The organism is Pseudomonas paraglycinae (assembly GCF_021601625.1).
Lineage (GTDB): Bacteria > Pseudomonadota > Gammaproteobacteria > Pseudomonadales > Pseudomonadaceae > Aquipseudomonas > Aquipseudomonas paraglycinae.
This window is the reverse complement of the sequence record NZ_BQHR01000004.1, coordinates 364,497-380,279: the sequence shown is the minus strand read 5'-3', so window position 1 is coordinate 380,279 and position 15,783 is coordinate 364,497. Positions and strand designations below refer to the sequence as shown.

Below are 15,783 nucleotides of genomic sequence, written 5' to 3'. Positions count from 1 at the left end.
ATAGCTTATTGGAAACGTTAGATAATTAGGAATATTCTCTGAACGCACTCATTTGAACCGCAGATCTATGACCAGCCAAGAGTTCTCTCAAGACATTAATGCTATCCACCGCATCAAAGCTGTGCCGGTGATATTGAGCATGGTCAAGCACGTCACTGGAATGCGGTTCGCCGCTGTCGCCAGGGTCACTGAAAAAAACTGGGTGGCGTGCGCAGTAGATGACTCCATTGAGTTCGGCTTGAAACCTGGCGACGAGCTGGTGCTTGAGTCAACGATCTGCCATGAAATTCGGCAGCACAGAAAACCGGTCATTTTTGGCCACGCCAGTGAACATCCCGTTTTTTCCCTGCATCACACGCCCAGAACCTATGGATTGGAAAGCTATATTTCTATTCCGATCATAAAGGCAAACGGCGAGTTTTTTGGGACACTGTGTGCCATCGACTCTGTGCCTGCTCATCTCGATGACCCGGCCATTGCCAACACACTTACGCTTTTCGCCCAATTGATAGCGTTGAGCCTCGATGCCCAGAATAATCTCGAGATTGCCCAAGCGGAGTTAGTTAATGCCCAGGAGCACGGAAGGTTGCGCGAGCAATTCGTCGCCGTACTCGGGCATGATCTGCGCACGCCATTGAGCGCCATTCGTATGAGCGCCGATCTGCTGGAAACCAAAACAACGGACAAAAGATCGCTTAGCTTAATTTCAGCCATTCGTACTAGCTCCACACGCATGGGAAACCTGATCGAAAACGTGCTGGATTTTGCCCGGGGTCGAATGGGGAGCGGAATTCCAATCAAACGCCAACTTGTCGATGATCTGGGCAACACACTACGTTTGACTCTGAATGAGGTTCAAATCTCGCACCCTCGAGCTACATTTATTGAGTTGGTAGACATACCGGCCGGTGTCTATTGTGACCCTCTGCGTATCAGCCAGTTGCTTTCCAACTTGTTGGGAAACGCAGTCACCCACGGCTCATTAGCGTCGCCTATCACTGTTAAGGCCGACACTGAAGTGGACGAAATTGTTATATCTGTGACCAACCAAGGCCCCCCGATACCGCCGCACTTGTCGCCCTTGCTGTTTGAACCTTTCACCCGATCAGAGGCTGGACAACGTGGTGAAGGCTTGGGCTTGGGACTCTATATCGCCTCCCAAATTACCACTGCGCACGGAGGCAACCTGAGCGTGGTGTCCACACTCGAATCGGGAACTTGTTTCGTAGCAAGATTTCCCGCTCGTCTCAAATGTGCCTAAACAACGATCTTCATCCTTCAGATCATTGTTGATCGCCTTTAGACAGTGCCATGTCCCTTCGCCTGGATTTTTACTGATAATAAGTACATGAGCCTATCGGCTTTTTAAGACAAAGTCCTTCTTTTAGTCCGAAGGCTTCCTTTAGACGATGTCCGCTTCTGGCCGTTTTCTGCCCGTCGCGAGAGGCAGAAAACGACCCAATGCAGCCCTTCTTTTTCATTGTGTCTGTAACTGTCGGCAGCCGACTGTCGGCTCTCGACAGGCCCGGCGCATCGGGCTTGCATTGAACTACTTGCGCTTCAATTGCTGCTGGGACTGTTTCACTCGAAAGGTCAGGACAGGTCAGGACTTAGGATGCGGCTGAGCGATTCTTTCCCTGCGTACACGGATTAAAAATCTGGCGAATACTCTCGCTGGTTCCTACATAGGTTTTGGTACCTGGTACCGCCACAGCCGAGTAATTCTTGCGATCGGTGACCTGAATAAAATTTCCTTGCGCAGCCGTGAAGCTCTCAGTGTTTGGCGGCACTAGCACGCTCAGGAACTGGGCTTTCTTGTCGAGGGCCAAAGCACCTCCCACGGTAATTGGCGCCAGCATGGCGGCCCAACGTTCACTGAATAGGTAGAAGGTATCGGCTGCGGCTCTGCCACTTTGCAGGTGGGCACACTGCACATCGCTGGCGTTGATGACTTCAGCTTGCTGGTAGATGCCGCCCTTATAGAAGGCCAGCACTAGCTTGTTCTTGGTCAGCACACCCAGGCCTTGCTTGGGTCTGCACACTTGCAAATCACCATAGGAAGATAAGCACCAGTTGGTTTCGGTGATAGTGACGATTTCGTCTGCGCTGAGCTTCAGATCGCGTTCAATATTGGCGCGGGCTTCCGGGGTTTCGTAAGGGATTGCGCATGCGCTCAATAGAGCTGCGAGGGTAAGGGCGAGTAGCGGGGTTCTCATCAAGCGTCCTTTGCTGCTGGAAGGTCCATGTAAATGACGAATATTTTTTTGCAAATCTCTTCCTTCAACACTCTACGAGTCAAGCAATCGCGAGAGCAGGAGAAAATAGCCGTCGTTGAGATTGGGTTCTGAGATAAGAACATCAAAGCGGACGATGTGATCGACAAACTCTGGCCGTTGATGACGGCTGAGCAGATCCTCCACCGGTCTACGCACCGGGAAAATTATACAGATCGCGCTGAGTTTAAAGAGCTGTTGGAAAATCTGCTAAAACTCGTCGTTTGAATTTCTCGACAGCTAGCGCGCGACTGAGATCCATTTTGGGTCAGACGCCGCGTCGTGCGCTGGCGTCCAAAAAGCAGCTATCGTGAGAGTCCGCTTTTGGCCGATTTCTGCCTTCCACGACCGGTTGAAACCGACCCATAGCTGCCTCTGATCAGTGGCAGAAATCGGCCAAATGCGGTCAGGCGAACTGCTGGTAAGCGCGCTGCCACAGTTCGTGAGCGTCATCTATCAGGCTGACGGCAATCGACTCCCTCGTCTCCGGATCTCGGAGGAGGGCCAGGTCCTCATTGGAAGGGGCATGTAGGTTCACATTGAACTTAGAGAACTTCCAGAACAGGTTGCCCGAATTGCGAGTGTTGGGTGCGATCTCTCGACTCAGCGCCAAAAGGCGCTCCCGGTCTTCCGGGAACTGCTCACCGTCACAGTAGTAGCCAACGTAGAGGCGGTGGTTGAGTTCGATGTACACGCCACCATTCATAAACGGGAAGGGGAAAGTGAGGCCAATGTATTTACTGTTTTTGGCCTTCTTGTAATAGGCGGAAACCGCCTCCTTCGTGGCCGAAATTTCGGGCTTGCCAAGTTGCGGATATTGGCTCGCTTGGCAAGCCGTCATGCGCTCCCAAATATCGAACTGTAGATCGGCCAGTACGGACTTGAATGCATGGTTGATGTCGGCGATCACGAAGAGATTCTCGCCCAGCAGGATCTGTTCTTTTAGCTTGCTCATGTAGATTTCACCCTGGTCACTGGATGTCAGCTTTTGGAGTAGTTCGATGTACTGAAAAACGCTTTCCCGCACGCCGGGCTCGCGGGCAACCAGTGGAATACAGTCCTTCAACCAAGCGATGATCTCAGCTTCGTAGCTAAGAAGAACTACAGGCAGAGACTTGCGACTCTGTTCACTGGGTTCGGAACCATCCAGGGTGAGATACGTGGTCCAAATCTCGCCGTAGCCTTCTGCCCGCATTCGCTGGTGGTAGCGCCAGAGCTGTTCGTCCTGATCGCCGGCGTAGATCTTGTTCTCGATGATCACTGCCTGCTTGGATTGGTTGCGGACCAAGATGTCGATGTTCTGGTACTCGACCTCGACAATCGCATTCTCTGAATCGAAGTCCTGGATGCCCAGTCGCTTCAACAGGAGATTCAGTAGAGCTGTTCCCTGATTGTGGGTTGCCTTTGGGTCGAGCAAGAAGGCGAGGAAACGCGAGTGAAGCCGAACCTCGTCACTCGCGCTGCGGAGTACGGAGAAGAGGTTGAAGTCTGCCGGGCGTTGATACCTCGCGCGCAGCAGAGCCACGGTTTGCAAAAAATCGTCCATGAGAGTGGGTCCCTGAATAAGGCTGAGTTGCGGCGCGCAGTATCAGGCAAATCACGCTCTTATGTAATGGCTATTTGATGCTGCTAGCATCATGCAAGTCTTGGTTTAGAGCTGTGTCGATCGTTCGACCTTGCCAATGAAGCGTTTTGCGAAGTCGCATCACACTGGGTAAACCGGAATCGCTGTAAACAGCCCCTGCTTTTGTAGACCCGCGATCACCGCTTTTGGTCGAAAGCGGTCCTTTCTGATGGGTGTTTTTTTGGCCGAAGGGGGGACGATAAAAAGGCGGCGGAATATTATCAAACCACCGTGGGCCGCAACTCTTGCGCCAGTTCAATCAGTGCGCGCAATCGCGCCGGCACAAAGCGATGCCCCGAGTAGTAGAGCCTCAACCCGCCAAACGACGGGCACCATGGCATCAACACCGGCACCAGGACGCCGCTCGCCAGTTCTTCTTGGATGAACCACTCGGAAATGAAACCAATGCCAAGGCCCAACACCACGGCCTGTTTGATGGCCAGCAACTCGTTGGAGGCGAAGCGCACCGGCAGATCCATCTGCAGCTTTTGGCCATCGCGCTCCAATTCCCACTGGTAGAGGCCACCGTGGGCCATGCGCATGCAGATGCTCTGGTGGGTAAGCAGATCTCGCGGATGCTCGGGCACGCCGTGGCGTTCGAGGTACTCGGGCGTTGCTACCACGAGCATCCGGATGTCACCTGACAGTGGCACGGCAATCATGTCTTGCGGCACAGACTCCGCCAGGCGGATCCCGGCGTCGAAGCCACCGGCGATGATGTCGACCATGCTTGATTCGCTGACGATGTCGATGCGCACTTCGGGATAGCGCTGAGCGTACTGCTTCAATAGCGGATCCAACAGCAGGTAGGCCGCGCCATGCGGTGCATTGATGCGCAATGTGCCGCTGGGTTCATCGGGGCCGAGGCTGGCTTCTTCGCCGGCACTTTTGATCTGCGCCAACGCAGGGGCGATACGTGCCACATAGCGTTGCCCAATGTCGGTGAGGGCCACGCTGCGCGTGGAGCGATTGAACAGGCGCACTTTCAGGCGTGCTTCCAGGCCGGCCACCGCGCTGCTCACGGCGGTGGTGGACATGCCCAATTCCTGTGCTGCGCCGCGAAAACTGCTGCGGCGCGCCACGGCCAGAACCACTTCCAGCTCGGTCATTCCTGTTCTGTGCATGGATTGTCCTGAATATGCGGATGCTTCATAAGCCAAAGGGTGGCTTATCGGAATAATGAACCCTTCTTAGACTTCATCACAGAGGCTCGATTCAGGCGAGTCGTTTTTGAGCGAGGAGTCGCCATGCAACTCATTGAACATATCTACATCGACGGCGAGTTCGTCATTCCGCACGGTCAGGAATGGTTCGACCTTCATAACCCGAGCACCGAGGAAGTCATCGGTCAGGTTCGGCTGGGCGATGCATTGGACGCACAGCGTGCGATCGCAGCCGCCAAGGTTGCGTTCCCGGCGTGGGCTCGTACTAGCCGGGGGGAGCGCATTGCGGCACTGCAACGCATGCACCGGGCCATGGCGGCAAGGGAGGAGGAACTGTTGGAAGCCATCCTCGTGGAATACGGCGCGCCTGCGGTTCGCGGGCGCTGGATGGCGACTTATCCGGCCGATGTGATTGCGCAAGCAATCGATGCACTGGAGGCGTTCGATTTCGAGGAACAGGTCGGCGTGGCCAGGGTCATTCTGACGCCCGTGGGCGTGACCGGTCTGATCACGCCCTGGAACAGCAATGCGGGCTTCATCTGCAACAAGCTGGCCACTGCGCTGGCGACAGGCTGCACCGCTGTCATCAAGCCCAGCGAGATGAGCGCGTTGCAGACGCAGGTCGTGGTCAGAGCGTTGCACGATGCGGGGCTGCCACCGGGTGTATTCAATGTCGTCAACGGACGGGGCGATGTGGTTGGCGAGGAGATCGCCCGTCATCCCGACGTTGCCAAGATCTCGTTCACGGGTTCGTCCGCTGTCGGTCAGCATCTGGTAAGAACCGGTGCCGACACCATGAAGCGCGTGACGCTCGAATTGGGCGGCAAGTCCCCCACCGTAGTGCTTGACGATGCTGATTTCCAAGCGGTCATGCCGTTGGTGCTGCAAGCCGGATTTCTCAACAGCGGCCAGGCTTGCATCGCGGGCACTCGCATCCTCGTGCCGCACAGCCGGCTGGCAGAGTTCGAGCGGATTGCGAAGGAGGGTGTCTCACAGATTCAATCGGGCGATCCACGCAGCGCCGACACCGACATCGGTCCGATGGTGAGCCAGAAACAATGGGAGCGGGTGCAGCGCTACATCCGTACCGGCCACGAAGAAGGCGCGAGGTTGCTGGCGGGTGGCGAAGGTCGCCCGGAAGGCTTGCATGCCGGATGGTTCGTGAAGCCCACGATCTTCACTGATGCCACCAACCGGATGCGCATCGCGCGTGAGGAAATTTTCGGCCCCGTGCTGACGATCATCCCCTACGAGGATGATGCCGATGCGATCAGCATTGCCAACGATACGGACTATGGTCTGAGCGCCCTGGTGCTGGGAAAAAGCTCCGAACGTTGTATGAACGTCGCCCGTCAGATCGATTCGGGACGCGTGCTCATCAACACCCTGGCCCACGAACCGCGTGCCCCCTTCGGTGGATTCAAGCATTCAGGCCTTGGGCGCGAAATGGGCAGGTGGGGGATGAGCGCGTATTTGGAGCCAAAGACGTTGATCAGCTATGACCCATTGAAATGACTGGGTCAGGTTCCTGTCTGGGAGCACTGGATGAGGAATGGCAGTTAGCGTCCGCTTCTGGCCGAAAGCAGCCTACTGCTCCACTCAAAATTCGTCTGTCGCATTAAATTTGGCAATTGAAATTGACGGGAGGAGGGCGGTCTGAAAAGTAGGGTTGCGGAAATGGCCGAAAAGATGCGGAAACGATCTATAAAGAGAGGAGCAAAATTCCTGAATGCCAGAAACGACAAAGCCCTGAATAATCAGGGCTTTGTCGTTTCAAATATGGCGGAGGCGATGGGATTCGAACTCATGGACCTGTTACAGTCGACGGTTTTCAAGACCGTTGCCTTAAACCACTCGGCCACACCTCCGTTGCGTTGCGGGCGCCATAATACCTGAATGAAACACACTGTCAAACTCTGTGCATGGCTTGTTACAGAGCGTCTGTTATGATCTTTGCGACTGAACGTTTCAAACCAACAGGAGTGTCGCCATGCGCGAACAGGATTACGCAGTTCACAACAGCGTGCAGGCTGAGCAGCTAGAGGTTAGCCGCGTCCTGCGCAACACTTACGGTCTACTGGCGCTCACCCTCGCATTCAGCGGTGTGATGGCGTTCGTGGCCCAGCAGATGCGGGTCGGCTACCCGAATATTTTCGTGGTGCTGATCGGTTTCTACGGGCTGTTCTTCCTCACCAACAAGCTTCGTGATTCCGCCTGGGGCCTGGTGTCGGCGTTTGCCCTGACCGGTTTCATGGGTTTCCTGCTCGGCCCGATCCTCAACCGTTACCTGGGCATGCAGGGCGGCGCTGAAGTGGTCAGCTCCGCGTTCGCGATGACCGCACTGGTGTTCGGTGGTCTGTCGGCTTACGTGCTGATCACCCGCAAGGACATGAGCTTCCTCGGTGGCTTCATCACCGCCGGTTTCTTCGTCCTGCTGGGCGCGACGCTGGCGAGCATGTTCTTCCAGGTCAGCGGCCTGCAACTGGCTATCAGCGCAGGTTTCGTGCTGTTCTCCTCGGTTTGCATCCTGTTCCAGACCAGCGCCATCATCCACGGCGGCGAGCGCAACTACATCATGGCGACCATCAGCCTGTATGTATCGATCTACAACCTGTTCGTCAGCCTGTTGCAGATCTTCGGCATCATGAGCCGCGACGACTGATCGCTGCACTGCAATAAACAGAAAACCCGCGAAAGCGGGTTTTTTGTTGCCTGCGAAAAAGAGAGCAGCGATCAATTGATCACGATGCTGCCATCGGCCTGTTGCTTGTAGATCGTGTAGGGCAGCAGCAACGTATCGAGCACTCCCGACACGGCCGCGTCCACCAGAAGACCCGGCGTCGCGTTCTTGTAGTTGAACGCATCGACGTCATCCGGCTTTTCGGCGTGCAGCATGCAGAAGTCGTACGTCACGCCGCTGTAGATGCGCGGTACAGCGCCGCAGTAGGATTTGTTCGCTTTCAACTGCTCCGTGGAATGCTTGTCACTGAACGCTACGGTCTGCACCGTCCCGCACCCAGCCAGCATCAACGCTGCCAGCATCGTTGCCTGAATTTTCATGCCGCCAATCCTTCGCCGGAAAAAACTCAATCTACGCCGCTCACGCCATCGGCGGCAATCGACGTTTTACCGGGGTCTTCTTGACGATCGCTGTATTGGTTTCTGCCAACGTATTCAACCGGTCGAGCAAGGTGTCCAGCTGTTCCATCGAGCGCACATGCAGGCGGGCGATAAAGCAGTCTTCGCCGGTGACCTTGTCGCACTCGGTGAACTCGGGAATCGACATGATCTGCCGCTCGACTTCCTGCAATTGCCCCGGCAATGGCCGCACCCGGACAATCGCCTGCAACTGATAACCGAAGCACTTCGGGTCAATCTCCACGGTGTAGCCCTTGAGCACACCGCGTTCTTCCAGGCGGCGCAAACGCTCGGCCACGCTCGGCGAAGACAACCCGCTGATCTGCGCCAGCGCCTTGAGCGAGCGCCGTGAATCCTCCATCAAGGCCCCGATCAGGATCTGGTCGATATCGTCGGTCATACAAAAACTCCCGCATTAGGCGAATGATGCAAACCACCCTCGATAAAAAAGGTAGAAATCGAGTTTAGCCTGCTTTTTGCGCTGGAGAAGCCCCGGGCACGCTTGGCATACTTTTGCCACACATTAAGGAGATTGATGATGGACAAAACAATCCGTCGCGGCTCATTTGAAATGACCGCCGCCATGCTGATATCCGGGACGATTGGCTGGTTCGTGCTGGTGTCCGGGCAACCGGTGCTGGACGTGGTGTTCTGGCGCTGCGTGTTCGGCGCCGGGACTTTGCTGCTGATCTGCGCCGCCTTCGGCTTTCTGCGCCCCGGCATTCTGACCCGCACCACCTTCCTGCTGGCGGTGCTCAGCGGGGTGGCAATCGTCGGCAACTGGGTGCTGCTGTTCGCCTCCTATTCACGGGCTTCGATCGCCATCGGCACGGCGGTGTACAACGTGCAGCCGTTCATGTTGGTGGGGTTGGCAGCGCTATTTCTAGGCGAGAAGATCACCCTGCAGAAGCTGTTCTGGCTGGCGATTTCTTTCATGGGGATGCTGGCCATCGTCAGTGCCCACGGCGGGCAGGGCGAGGGCGGCAGTGACTACTTGATGGGGATCGCGCTGGCGCTGGGGGCGGCGTTTCTGTACGCCATAGCTGCGTTGATCATCAAGCGCCTGACCGGCACGCCGCCGCATCTGATTGCGCTGATCCAGGTCTGCACCGGCGTGCTGTTGCTCGCGCCATTCGCGCATTTTTCAGCAATGCCCGAGGCGCCAAGTGCCTGGGCCAGTCTGGTGACGCTGGGCATCGTCCACACCGGTCTGATGTACGTGCTGCTTTACGGTGCGATCCAGAAACTGCCGACTGCATTGACCGGCGCTCTGTCGTTTATCTACCCGATTGCGGCGATTTTCGTCGACTGGTTTGCCTTCGGTCATCAACTGCAAACCCTGCAATGGATCGGCGTGGCAGCGATCCTGTTGGCCGCTGCCGGCATGCAACAGGGTTGGGGATTGAAGGCGCGGCGCCTGGCCGCGCAGTAAATCTCAGATGTTCCAGCGCGGCGCAGTCTTCGCCAGGCGCTGGCGCATTTCGCCGATGTTGGCCGCCAGTTGCCGGGTCAGCAAACGGTAGCCGTCCAGCGGGCTGTAGACCGGCGTGTCGAGGCTGGCGTCCGGCAATTCCACCGGGCGTCCCAATCGACCGGACGCACCGGTTTTCAACGCTCGGGCCATGCCGATCAATTGCACGCGAATGTGCCGGTGTTCGGCCTTGAGCGCCGCTTGCAGGTGCGTCATGGCGTCGGGGTCGTTGGCGTCCGGGCGGATGTTGCCGAGGATTTCCAGGGTGCTGATGCACATGCGCAGGTTGCGCTGGATGGCGTCCAGTTCGGTCATCGAGACTTTGACTTCCTTGGACACCGACGGCATCAGCGAGCGCAGTTGCACCATCACCGCGTTCAGCCGGTTCATCAACTTCAAGTGTTCGTCGGCGGTCACCGGTTGGCCGCCGATAATCCGTCCGTACACCGTCGCGCAATCGCGCAGCGCGTCGGCCAGGTTGTAGCGCCACGAGTACACCGCGTACAGCGGCAGTGCGAAGGAAAAGGCCAGGGCCAGGGCGATGCCGATCAGGATATCGACCCCGCGCCATAGCCCGTCGGTGATCGGGTTGTCGCCATGCCCGGCGACGATGAACACGGTGATGGCCGAGAGCAGGGCGGTGTAGCCGCCCTTGCCGATGGCATGATACGAGAAGAATCCGCACACCACCGCCATCGCAAAATAGGTCAGCCACGGCATGCCCAGCCACGCCTGTTGCGCCACGATCAACAAACCGACGCCGGCGCCGATCAAGGTGCCGGTGGCGCGTTCGGCGGCTTTCTTGCCGATGTTGCCGTGATGCTGCAAACCGCCGATCACCACCAGCATGGTCACCGACGCCCACTCGCCGTGGGGCAGGTTGATGCCGGTGGTCAGCAGGATCGTCGCCAGCAATCCCAGCGCGACCCGCACCGCGTGAATCGTTCGAGCATGGCGATAACGTCGATACGGGTCTAGCAACGGCCGCAGGATCCGCCGTAACAGCGGCGGCCAGCGGTGGGGGCTGAAAGTGCTCAGCGCTGATTCCTCCTCAGAAGATGTAGTCGGTGGCGATGAAGTTCGAATCGCGCCCGCGAATGATTTCGCTGATCAGATCCTTGTTGGGTTCCTGGAACTTGGTCGCTACCAGCGTGCGGATCGAAAACACCCGCAGCGCATCGTGTACCGACAACGTGCCCTCGGCGGAGTTCTTGCGCCCGTTGAACGGGTAAGTGTCCGGGCCGCGCTGGCACTGGGCGTTGAGGTTGATCCGCCCGACCTGGTTGGCGAAGGTGTCGACCAGTCGGCCGACTGCCACCGGATTGGTGCCGAAGATGCTCAGTTGCTGGCCGAAGTCCGATTCCAGCACGTAATCGATCACGGTATCGAGGTGACGGTACGGCACGATCGGCACCACCGGCCCGAACTGCTCTTCCTGATAAACGCGCATCTGCGGCGTCACCGGGTACAGCACCGCCGGATAGAAGAACGATTCCCGCGACTCGCCACCATTCGGGTTGACCACCTGGGCGCCTTTGCTCTGCGCGTCAGCCACCAGCCCATGCAGATAATCGACCTTGCCCGACTCCGGCAGCGGCGTCAGCGAAACCCCGCTGTCCCACGGCATGCCCGGTTTGAGGCTGGCCAGTTTGGCGTTGAATTTCTCGATGAAGCTGTCCACCACATCTTCATGCACGAACAGAATCTTCAACGCAGTGCAGCGCTGGCCGTTGAACGACAGGGAGCCGGTGACCGCTTCGCTGACCGCGTTATCCAGATCGACTTCCGGCAGGACGATGCCGGGGTTCTTCGCATCCAGCCCCAGCGCGGCGCGCAAGCGGTGTGGTTTCGGGTGCAGCTTCTTCAGGTCGCTGGCGGCCTTGTTGGTGCCGATGAAGGCGAAAATGTCGATCTTGCCGCTGGCCATCAGCGCGCTGACGGTCTCGCGGCCGCTGCCGTAGATCACGTTGATCACGCCGGTCGGGAAGCTGTCGCGGAAGGCTTCAAGCAATGGGCGAATCAGCAGCACACCGAGCTTGGCCGGTTTGAACACCACGGTGTTGCCCATGATCAGCGCCGGAATCAGCGTGGTGAACGTCTCGTTCAGCGGATAGTTGTAAGGGCCCATGCACAGCGCCACGCCGAGCGGGACGCGGCGGATCTGGCCGAGGGTGTCCTGTTCCAGCTCGAAACGGCTGGAGCGGCGGTCGAGTTCTTTCAGCGCATTGATGGTGTCGACGATGTAGTCGCAGGTGCGGTCGAACTCTTTTTCCGAGTCCTTGAGGTTCTTGCCGATTTCCCACATCAGTAGCTTCACCACGGCGTCGCGCTGCTGGCGCATGCGCCCGAGGAAGGCCTCGACGTGCTGGATGCGTTCGGCCACGCGCATGGTCGGCCACAGGCCCTGGCCCCGGTCATAGGCGCGCACGGCGGCGTCGAGGGCGGTGAGGGCGGTGTCGGCGTCCAGCAGCGGTGTGCTGCCGAGGATCACTTGTTCGTCGCCATTATCGCCGTGCAGATAGACCGGGCTGCGTACGGTGGCGAGCGGGCCGTCCCAGCGGCGCAACTCGCCATCGACCAGGTATTCGCGTTGCTCGACCTGACCGTCGAGGCGGTATTTTTCCGGGATGTCGCTGACAGAAGGGAACAGGTTGCCAAGGATGTTTGCTGTGGTCATGTCGCTACCCCGTGTTGATGTCCGCATGCAGATCAAAAAGTCTCAACAGGTTATACGCCTGAATGCGCGGAAATTTAAACCCGCAAATGTCACGCGAATGTCACGCGAAACCGCACAGCAGAGCGGGCATCCACACATGATCGTTCCCACGCTCTGCGTGGAAATGCCTCAAGGGACGCTCCGCGTTCCAAGCGGACGCAGAGCGTCCAGGGCTGCATTCCCACGCGGAGCGTGGGAACGATCGTCTTCAGGTAATGGGCTGGCCCCGTTTGCCCCCCTCAATGTCCCGCAATGCCCTCAACCCGCCGACCCGCCTGCCTTAAGGTGTGACCACAACAATAAGCGAGGCCGTTATGCGGGCAATCCGACTCACATTATTACTGGCGTTGGCCATGACGCTGCCTGGCTGCGGCGAAGACCCCAAACCCCCGGCCAGCACCAACAACACCATTCCCAAAGACCCGGCGCTGGCGCAGATCTACGCCAACAGCTGCCAGCTCTGCCACGCCAACCCCGCCGCGAATGCGCCGCTGACCGGTGACCGCAAGGCCTGGGAACCGCGCATCCAGCAGGGCGCCGACACGCTGCTCGACCACGCAATCAATGGGTATAACGGCATGCCGCCGATGGGTCAGTGCGTCGAGTGCTCGGAAGAACAATTTCTTCAGTTGATCGGCTTCATGGCCGATCAGCCGCTCCCTCAATAAGGATCCTGGCATGCCGATAGATCTGACACGCCGGCAGTTGTTGCAACGGGCAAGCATCGTCGGCGCGTTCAGCGCGCTGGCCTGCAATCCGGCGCTGGGCCAGTTGATGCGCGCGCCGCGACTGATTCCCTGGCGCAACTGGTCGGGCGGGCAGAGTTGCCTTCCGGCGGCGCGGGTGGCGCCGAAGAATCTGGACGAATTGACGGCGGTGATTCAGCAGGCACCGGGCAAGATTCGCCCGGTCGGCTCGGCGCATTCCTTCAGCGCGCTGGTGCCCACCGACGGCACGTTACTGTCGCTGAGCTACTTCAACGGCCTGCTCGACCACGACCCGAAAACCCTGCAAGCCGAATTCGCCGCCGGCACGCCGATGTCGCGCATGGGCACGCCGCTCAAGGACATCGGCCAGGCCCTGCAAAACATGGCCGACATCGATTACCAGACCCTCGCCGGGGCCATTTCCACCTCGACCCACGGCACCGGCAAAACCTTCCAGTCCTATTCCGCACACGTCTGCGGGATGCAACTGGTGACTGCCAGTGGCGAGGTGCTGGACTGCGACAGCCAGCGTCATCCCGAAGTGTTCAACGCCGCCCGGGTGTCCCTCGGCGCGCTGGGTGTGGCCACCAAAATCCGCCTGCAAAACCGCCCGGCCTATCGCCTGCGGGAAACCCAGTGGATCGCCAAAACCGAAGAACTGCTCGAAGACCTGGATAAGAACACGAGCGAAAACCAGCACTGGGAAATGCTCGTCGTCACCCATTCCGACTACGCCTTGTCGATTGCCCTTAACGAAACCACCGACCCGCCCACGCCACCGATTCCGCCTGAAGAGGAGGGTGGCAACGAGTTCGTGACCCTGATCGAGAAGATCGACAAGTACGGCAGCGATTTCCCGAACTTGCGCAGTTCGCTGCTCAACAGTCTGCGGCATCTGGCGAGTTTCGATGACCGGGTTGGCGACTCGTTCGACATCTACGCCAACGTGCGCACCGTGCGTTTCAACGAGATGGAATATTCGGTGCCCGCCGAACACGGCCCCGCCTGCCTGCGCGAGATTCTCAAGCTGATCCGCGACAAGGACCTGCGCACCTGGTTTCCCATCGAGTACCGTTACGTGAAGGCCGACGACATTCCGCTGAGCATGTTCGAAGGTCGCGACAGCTGTTCGATCTCGGTCCACCAGCATTACCAGATGGACCACCACAACTTCTTCGCCGCCGTCGAGCCGATCTTCTGGAAGTACAACGGCCGCCCGCACTGGGGCAAGTTGCACACGCTCAATGCCCGCACGTTGCAAACGCTCTATCCGCGCTGGCAGGAATTCATTCAGGTACGCGAGGCGCTGGACCCGAGCGGCAAGTTTCTCAACGGGCATCTGTCGTCGATTCTGGGGGTGAGCTGATGGCGGTCAATCGACGTAATTTCGTGCTCGGGACTTTGGGTGTTGGCGCTTTGCTGGTGGGCGTGGGTGCGTTGTTAAGGCCGGGGGATCGCGGCGGGCCTTACAGTGACTATTTCCGGGCGCTGAACAATGAGCTCAAGACCAAAGGCCCGATGCGCCCGGTGTTGCTGATCGATCTGGATCGACTCGACCACAACATCGACGTAGTGATGCGCTCGGTCAAACGCGCGGGCAAGCAGTTGCGGCTGGTGGAGAAGTCATTGCCATCGCCGGGCCTGCTCAGCTACATCGGCCAAAGGGCAGGGACGCAGCGGCTGATGTCGTTTCATCAGCCGTTCCTCAATCACGATGCGGTGAAGTTTCCGCAGTCCGACATTCTGCTAGGCAAGCCGTTGCCGGTGCGCTCGGCAGAGCTGTTCTATCAAACCCACAAAGGCCCGTTCGACCCGACGAAGCAACTGCAATGGCTGATCGACAACCCCGAACGCTTGCAGCAATACCTCGCGCTGGCCCAGGGCTTGGGCACGCGGATGCGGATCAACATCGAGCTGGACGTCGGCCTGCACCGAGGCGGCGTCAGTGACGTGAACGTGCTCGGGCCGATGCTCGCGCTGATCGCCGCCAACCCACAGCACCTGGAGTTTGCCGGGTTCATGGGCTACGACCCGTTCGTGGGCATGGGCGTGCCGGGGATTCTCGGTTCGCCCGAGGAACTGTTCGCCAAGGTGATGGCGATTTATCAGCGCTGCGTCGACTTCACCCGGCAGCAATATCCGGCGCTGTGGCATGACGGCTTGTGCCTGAATACGGCCGGCAGCCCGAGTTATCGCATGCATGAAAACGAAAGCCTGAGCAGTGAAGTGTCGGTGGGGACGGCGATGCTCAAGCCGACGCATTACGACCTGCCGTCGCTGGTCGAGCACGAACCTGCCGCGTACATCGCCACGCCGGTGTTGAAAAGCACCGGTGCGGTGAACATCCCGGCGCTGGATGACAAATCGAAGCTGTTTTCGTGGTGGGACACCAACCAGCGGCAGACCTTTTTCATCTACGGCGGTAACTGGATGGCCGAGTTCGAATCACCGCCCGGATTGCAGAGCAATAGTGTTTACGGGCGCAGTTCGAATCAGGAAATGGTCAATGGTTCGAATGCCGTAGGTTTGACGGTAGAGGATCAAGTGTTCCTGCGCCCGACCCAGACCGAGGCGGTGTTGCTGCAGTTTGGTAATTTGCTGGCGGTGCGTGGCGGCAAGATCGTTGATACCTGGCCGGTTTATTCCTGACCAAAAATAAACCCCATTCCCTGTGGGAGCAAGCTCGCTCCC

At 58.4% G+C, this 15,783-nt stretch carries 14 protein-coding genes and 1 tRNA gene; 7 read left to right on the top strand and 8 right to left on the bottom strand.

From position 1 onward, the window contains the following. Nucleotides 1–67: 67 nt before the first annotated feature. Nucleotides 68–1,261, top strand: coding sequence for a GAF domain-containing sensor histidine kinase (locus tag L6D82_RS08445; RefSeq protein ID WP_236188700.1), 1,194 nt, complete (start codon nucleotides 68–70; stop codon nucleotides 1,259–1,261). Nucleotides 1,262–1,610: 349 nt separating this feature from the next. Here the strand turns inward: L6D82_RS08445 and L6D82_RS08440 are convergent, their stop codons facing one another. The 3 genes from L6D82_RS08440 to L6D82_RS08430 form a co-directional block, all read right to left on the bottom strand. Beyond that, nucleotides 1,611–2,270, bottom strand: coding sequence for a hypothetical protein (locus L6D82_RS08440; RefSeq protein WP_236188699.1), 660 nt, complete (start codon nucleotides 2,268–2,270; stop codon nucleotides 1,611–1,613). Nucleotides 2,271–2,679: 409 nt separating this feature from the next. After that, a complete protein-coding gene (locus L6D82_RS08435; RefSeq protein WP_236188698.1) occupies nucleotides 2,680–3,819 on the bottom strand; it encodes a PDDEXK-like family protein in 1,140 nt (379 codons plus the stop codon). Between the two features lie 299 nt (nucleotides 3,820–4,118). Further along, nucleotides 4,119–5,021 (bottom strand): LysR family transcriptional regulator, encoded by a 903-nt coding sequence (locus L6D82_RS08430; RefSeq protein WP_165369558.1) that lies wholly within the window; start codon nucleotides 5,019–5,021, stop codon nucleotides 4,119–4,121. A gap of 123 nt (nucleotides 5,022–5,144) precedes the next feature. On the opposite strand from L6D82_RS08430, the gene L6D82_RS08425 reads away from it, so the two are divergent. Continuing rightward, complete coding sequence (locus L6D82_RS08425) at nucleotides 5,145–6,575, top strand: aldehyde dehydrogenase family protein (RefSeq protein ID WP_102687719.1); 1,431 nt, start codon at nucleotides 5,145–5,147, stop codon at nucleotides 6,573–6,575. 265 nt (nucleotides 6,576–6,840) lie between these two features. Here L6D82_RS08425 and L6D82_RS08420 read toward each other — a convergent pair. Then, a tRNA-Ser gene (locus L6D82_RS08420) sits at nucleotides 6,841–6,928 on the bottom strand. A 122-nt stretch (nucleotides 6,929–7,050) separates the two neighbouring features. On the opposite strand from L6D82_RS08420, the gene L6D82_RS08415 reads away from it, so the two are divergent. Next, nucleotides 7,051–7,722, top strand: a complete 672-nt coding sequence (locus L6D82_RS08415) for a Bax inhibitor-1/YccA family protein (protein ID WP_236188697.1) — start codon at nucleotides 7,051–7,053, stop codon at nucleotides 7,720–7,722. Nucleotides 7,723–7,793: 71 nt separating this feature from the next. Here the strand turns inward: L6D82_RS08415 and L6D82_RS08410 are convergent, their stop codons facing one another. Both L6D82_RS08410 and L6D82_RS08405 read right to left on the bottom strand, forming a co-directional pair. Next, on the bottom strand, nucleotides 7,794–8,120 hold the full coding sequence (locus L6D82_RS08410; RefSeq protein ID WP_102687648.1) for a YceK/YidQ family lipoprotein: 327 nt from the start codon (nucleotides 8,118–8,120) through the stop codon (nucleotides 7,794–7,796). Nucleotides 8,121–8,160: 40 nt separating this feature from the next. After that, nucleotides 8,161–8,598 carry an Lrp/AsnC family transcriptional regulator gene (locus L6D82_RS08405; RefSeq protein ID WP_007955121.1) on the bottom strand — a complete coding sequence of 146 codons (438 nt, stop codon included), beginning with the start codon at nucleotides 8,596–8,598 and terminating at the stop codon, nucleotides 8,161–8,163. A 138-nt stretch (nucleotides 8,599–8,736) separates the two neighbouring features. Between L6D82_RS08405 and L6D82_RS08400 the strand changes: the two genes are divergently transcribed. Beyond that, on the top strand, nucleotides 8,737–9,630 hold the full coding sequence (locus tag L6D82_RS08400; protein WP_102718346.1) for a DMT family transporter: 894 nt from the start codon (nucleotides 8,737–8,739) through the stop codon (nucleotides 9,628–9,630). 3 nt (nucleotides 9,631–9,633) lie between these two features. Here the strand turns inward: L6D82_RS08400 and L6D82_RS08395 are convergent, their stop codons facing one another. After that, a complete protein-coding gene (locus tag L6D82_RS08395; protein ID WP_173892785.1) occupies nucleotides 9,634–10,674 on the bottom strand; it encodes an FUSC family protein in 1,041 nt (346 codons plus the stop codon). Nucleotides 10,675–10,720: 46 nt separating this feature from the next. Next, nucleotides 10,721–12,346: an NADP-dependent glyceraldehyde-3-phosphate dehydrogenase gene (locus L6D82_RS08390; RefSeq protein WP_074690886.1), complete on the bottom strand. Its 1,626-nt coding sequence runs from the start codon at nucleotides 12,344–12,346 to the stop codon at nucleotides 10,721–10,723. 353 nt (nucleotides 12,347–12,699) lie between these two features. Here L6D82_RS08390 and L6D82_RS08385 point away from each other — a divergent pair, with 353 nt between their 5' ends. The 3 genes from L6D82_RS08385 to L6D82_RS08375 all read left to right on the top strand — a co-directional run bounded on the left by L6D82_RS08385 (nucleotide 12,700) and on the right by L6D82_RS08375 (nucleotide 15,741). Further along, entirely contained in the window at nucleotides 12,700–13,053 is a 354-nt protein-coding gene (locus L6D82_RS08385; protein ID WP_102687644.1) for a c-type cytochrome, read from the top strand. Between the two features lie 76 nt (nucleotides 13,054–13,129). Beyond that, on the top strand, nucleotides 13,130–14,458 hold the full coding sequence (locus L6D82_RS08380) for a D-arabinono-1,4-lactone oxidase (protein ID WP_176240504.1): 1,329 nt from the start codon (nucleotides 13,130–13,132) through the stop codon (nucleotides 14,456–14,458). Beyond that, nucleotides 14,458–15,741 (top strand): DSD1 family PLP-dependent enzyme, encoded by a 1,284-nt coding sequence (locus L6D82_RS08375; protein ID WP_236188696.1) that lies wholly within the window; start codon nucleotides 14,458–14,460, stop codon nucleotides 15,739–15,741. The genes L6D82_RS08380 and L6D82_RS08375 overlap by 1 nt, the downstream gene beginning before the upstream one ends. The last annotated feature ends 42 nt before the right edge of the window (nucleotides 15,742–15,783 follow it).

Bases quoted from the DNA above. Each gene is read 5' to 3' on its own strand.
- L6D82_RS08445 (WP_236188700.1), top strand. From the start codon at position 68: ATGACCAGCCAAGAGTTCTCTCAAGACATTAATGCTATCCACCGCATC.
- L6D82_RS08435 (WP_236188698.1), bottom strand. From the start codon at position 3,819: ATGGACGATTTTTTGCAAACCGTGGCTCTGCTGCGCGCGAGGTATCAA.
- L6D82_RS08430 (WP_165369558.1), bottom strand. From the start codon at position 5,021: ATGCACAGAACAGGAATGACCGAGCTGGAAGTGGTTCTGGCCGTGGCG.
- L6D82_RS08425 (WP_102687719.1), top strand. From the start codon at position 5,145: ATGCAACTCATTGAACATATCTACATCGACGGCGAGTTCGTCATTCCG.
- L6D82_RS08415 (WP_236188697.1), top strand. From the start codon at position 7,051: ATGCGCGAACAGGATTACGCAGTTCACAACAGCGTGCAGGCTGAGCAG.
- L6D82_RS08410 (WP_102687648.1), bottom strand. From the start codon at position 8,120: ATGAAAATTCAGGCAACGATGCTGGCAGCGTTGATGCTGGCTGGGTGC.
- L6D82_RS08405 (WP_007955121.1), bottom strand. From the start codon at position 8,598: ATGACCGACGATATCGACCAGATCCTGATCGGGGCCTTGATGGAGGAT.
- L6D82_RS08400 (WP_102718346.1), top strand. From the start codon at position 8,737: ATGGACAAAACAATCCGTCGCGGCTCATTTGAAATGACCGCCGCCATG.
- L6D82_RS08390 (WP_074690886.1), bottom strand. From the start codon at position 12,346: ATGACCACAGCAAACATCCTTGGCAACCTGTTCCCTTCTGTCAGCGAC.
- L6D82_RS08385 (WP_102687644.1), top strand. From the start codon at position 12,700: ATGCGGGCAATCCGACTCACATTATTACTGGCGTTGGCCATGACGCTG.
- L6D82_RS08375 (WP_236188696.1), top strand. From the start codon at position 14,458: ATGGCGGTCAATCGACGTAATTTCGTGCTCGGGACTTTGGGTGTTGGC.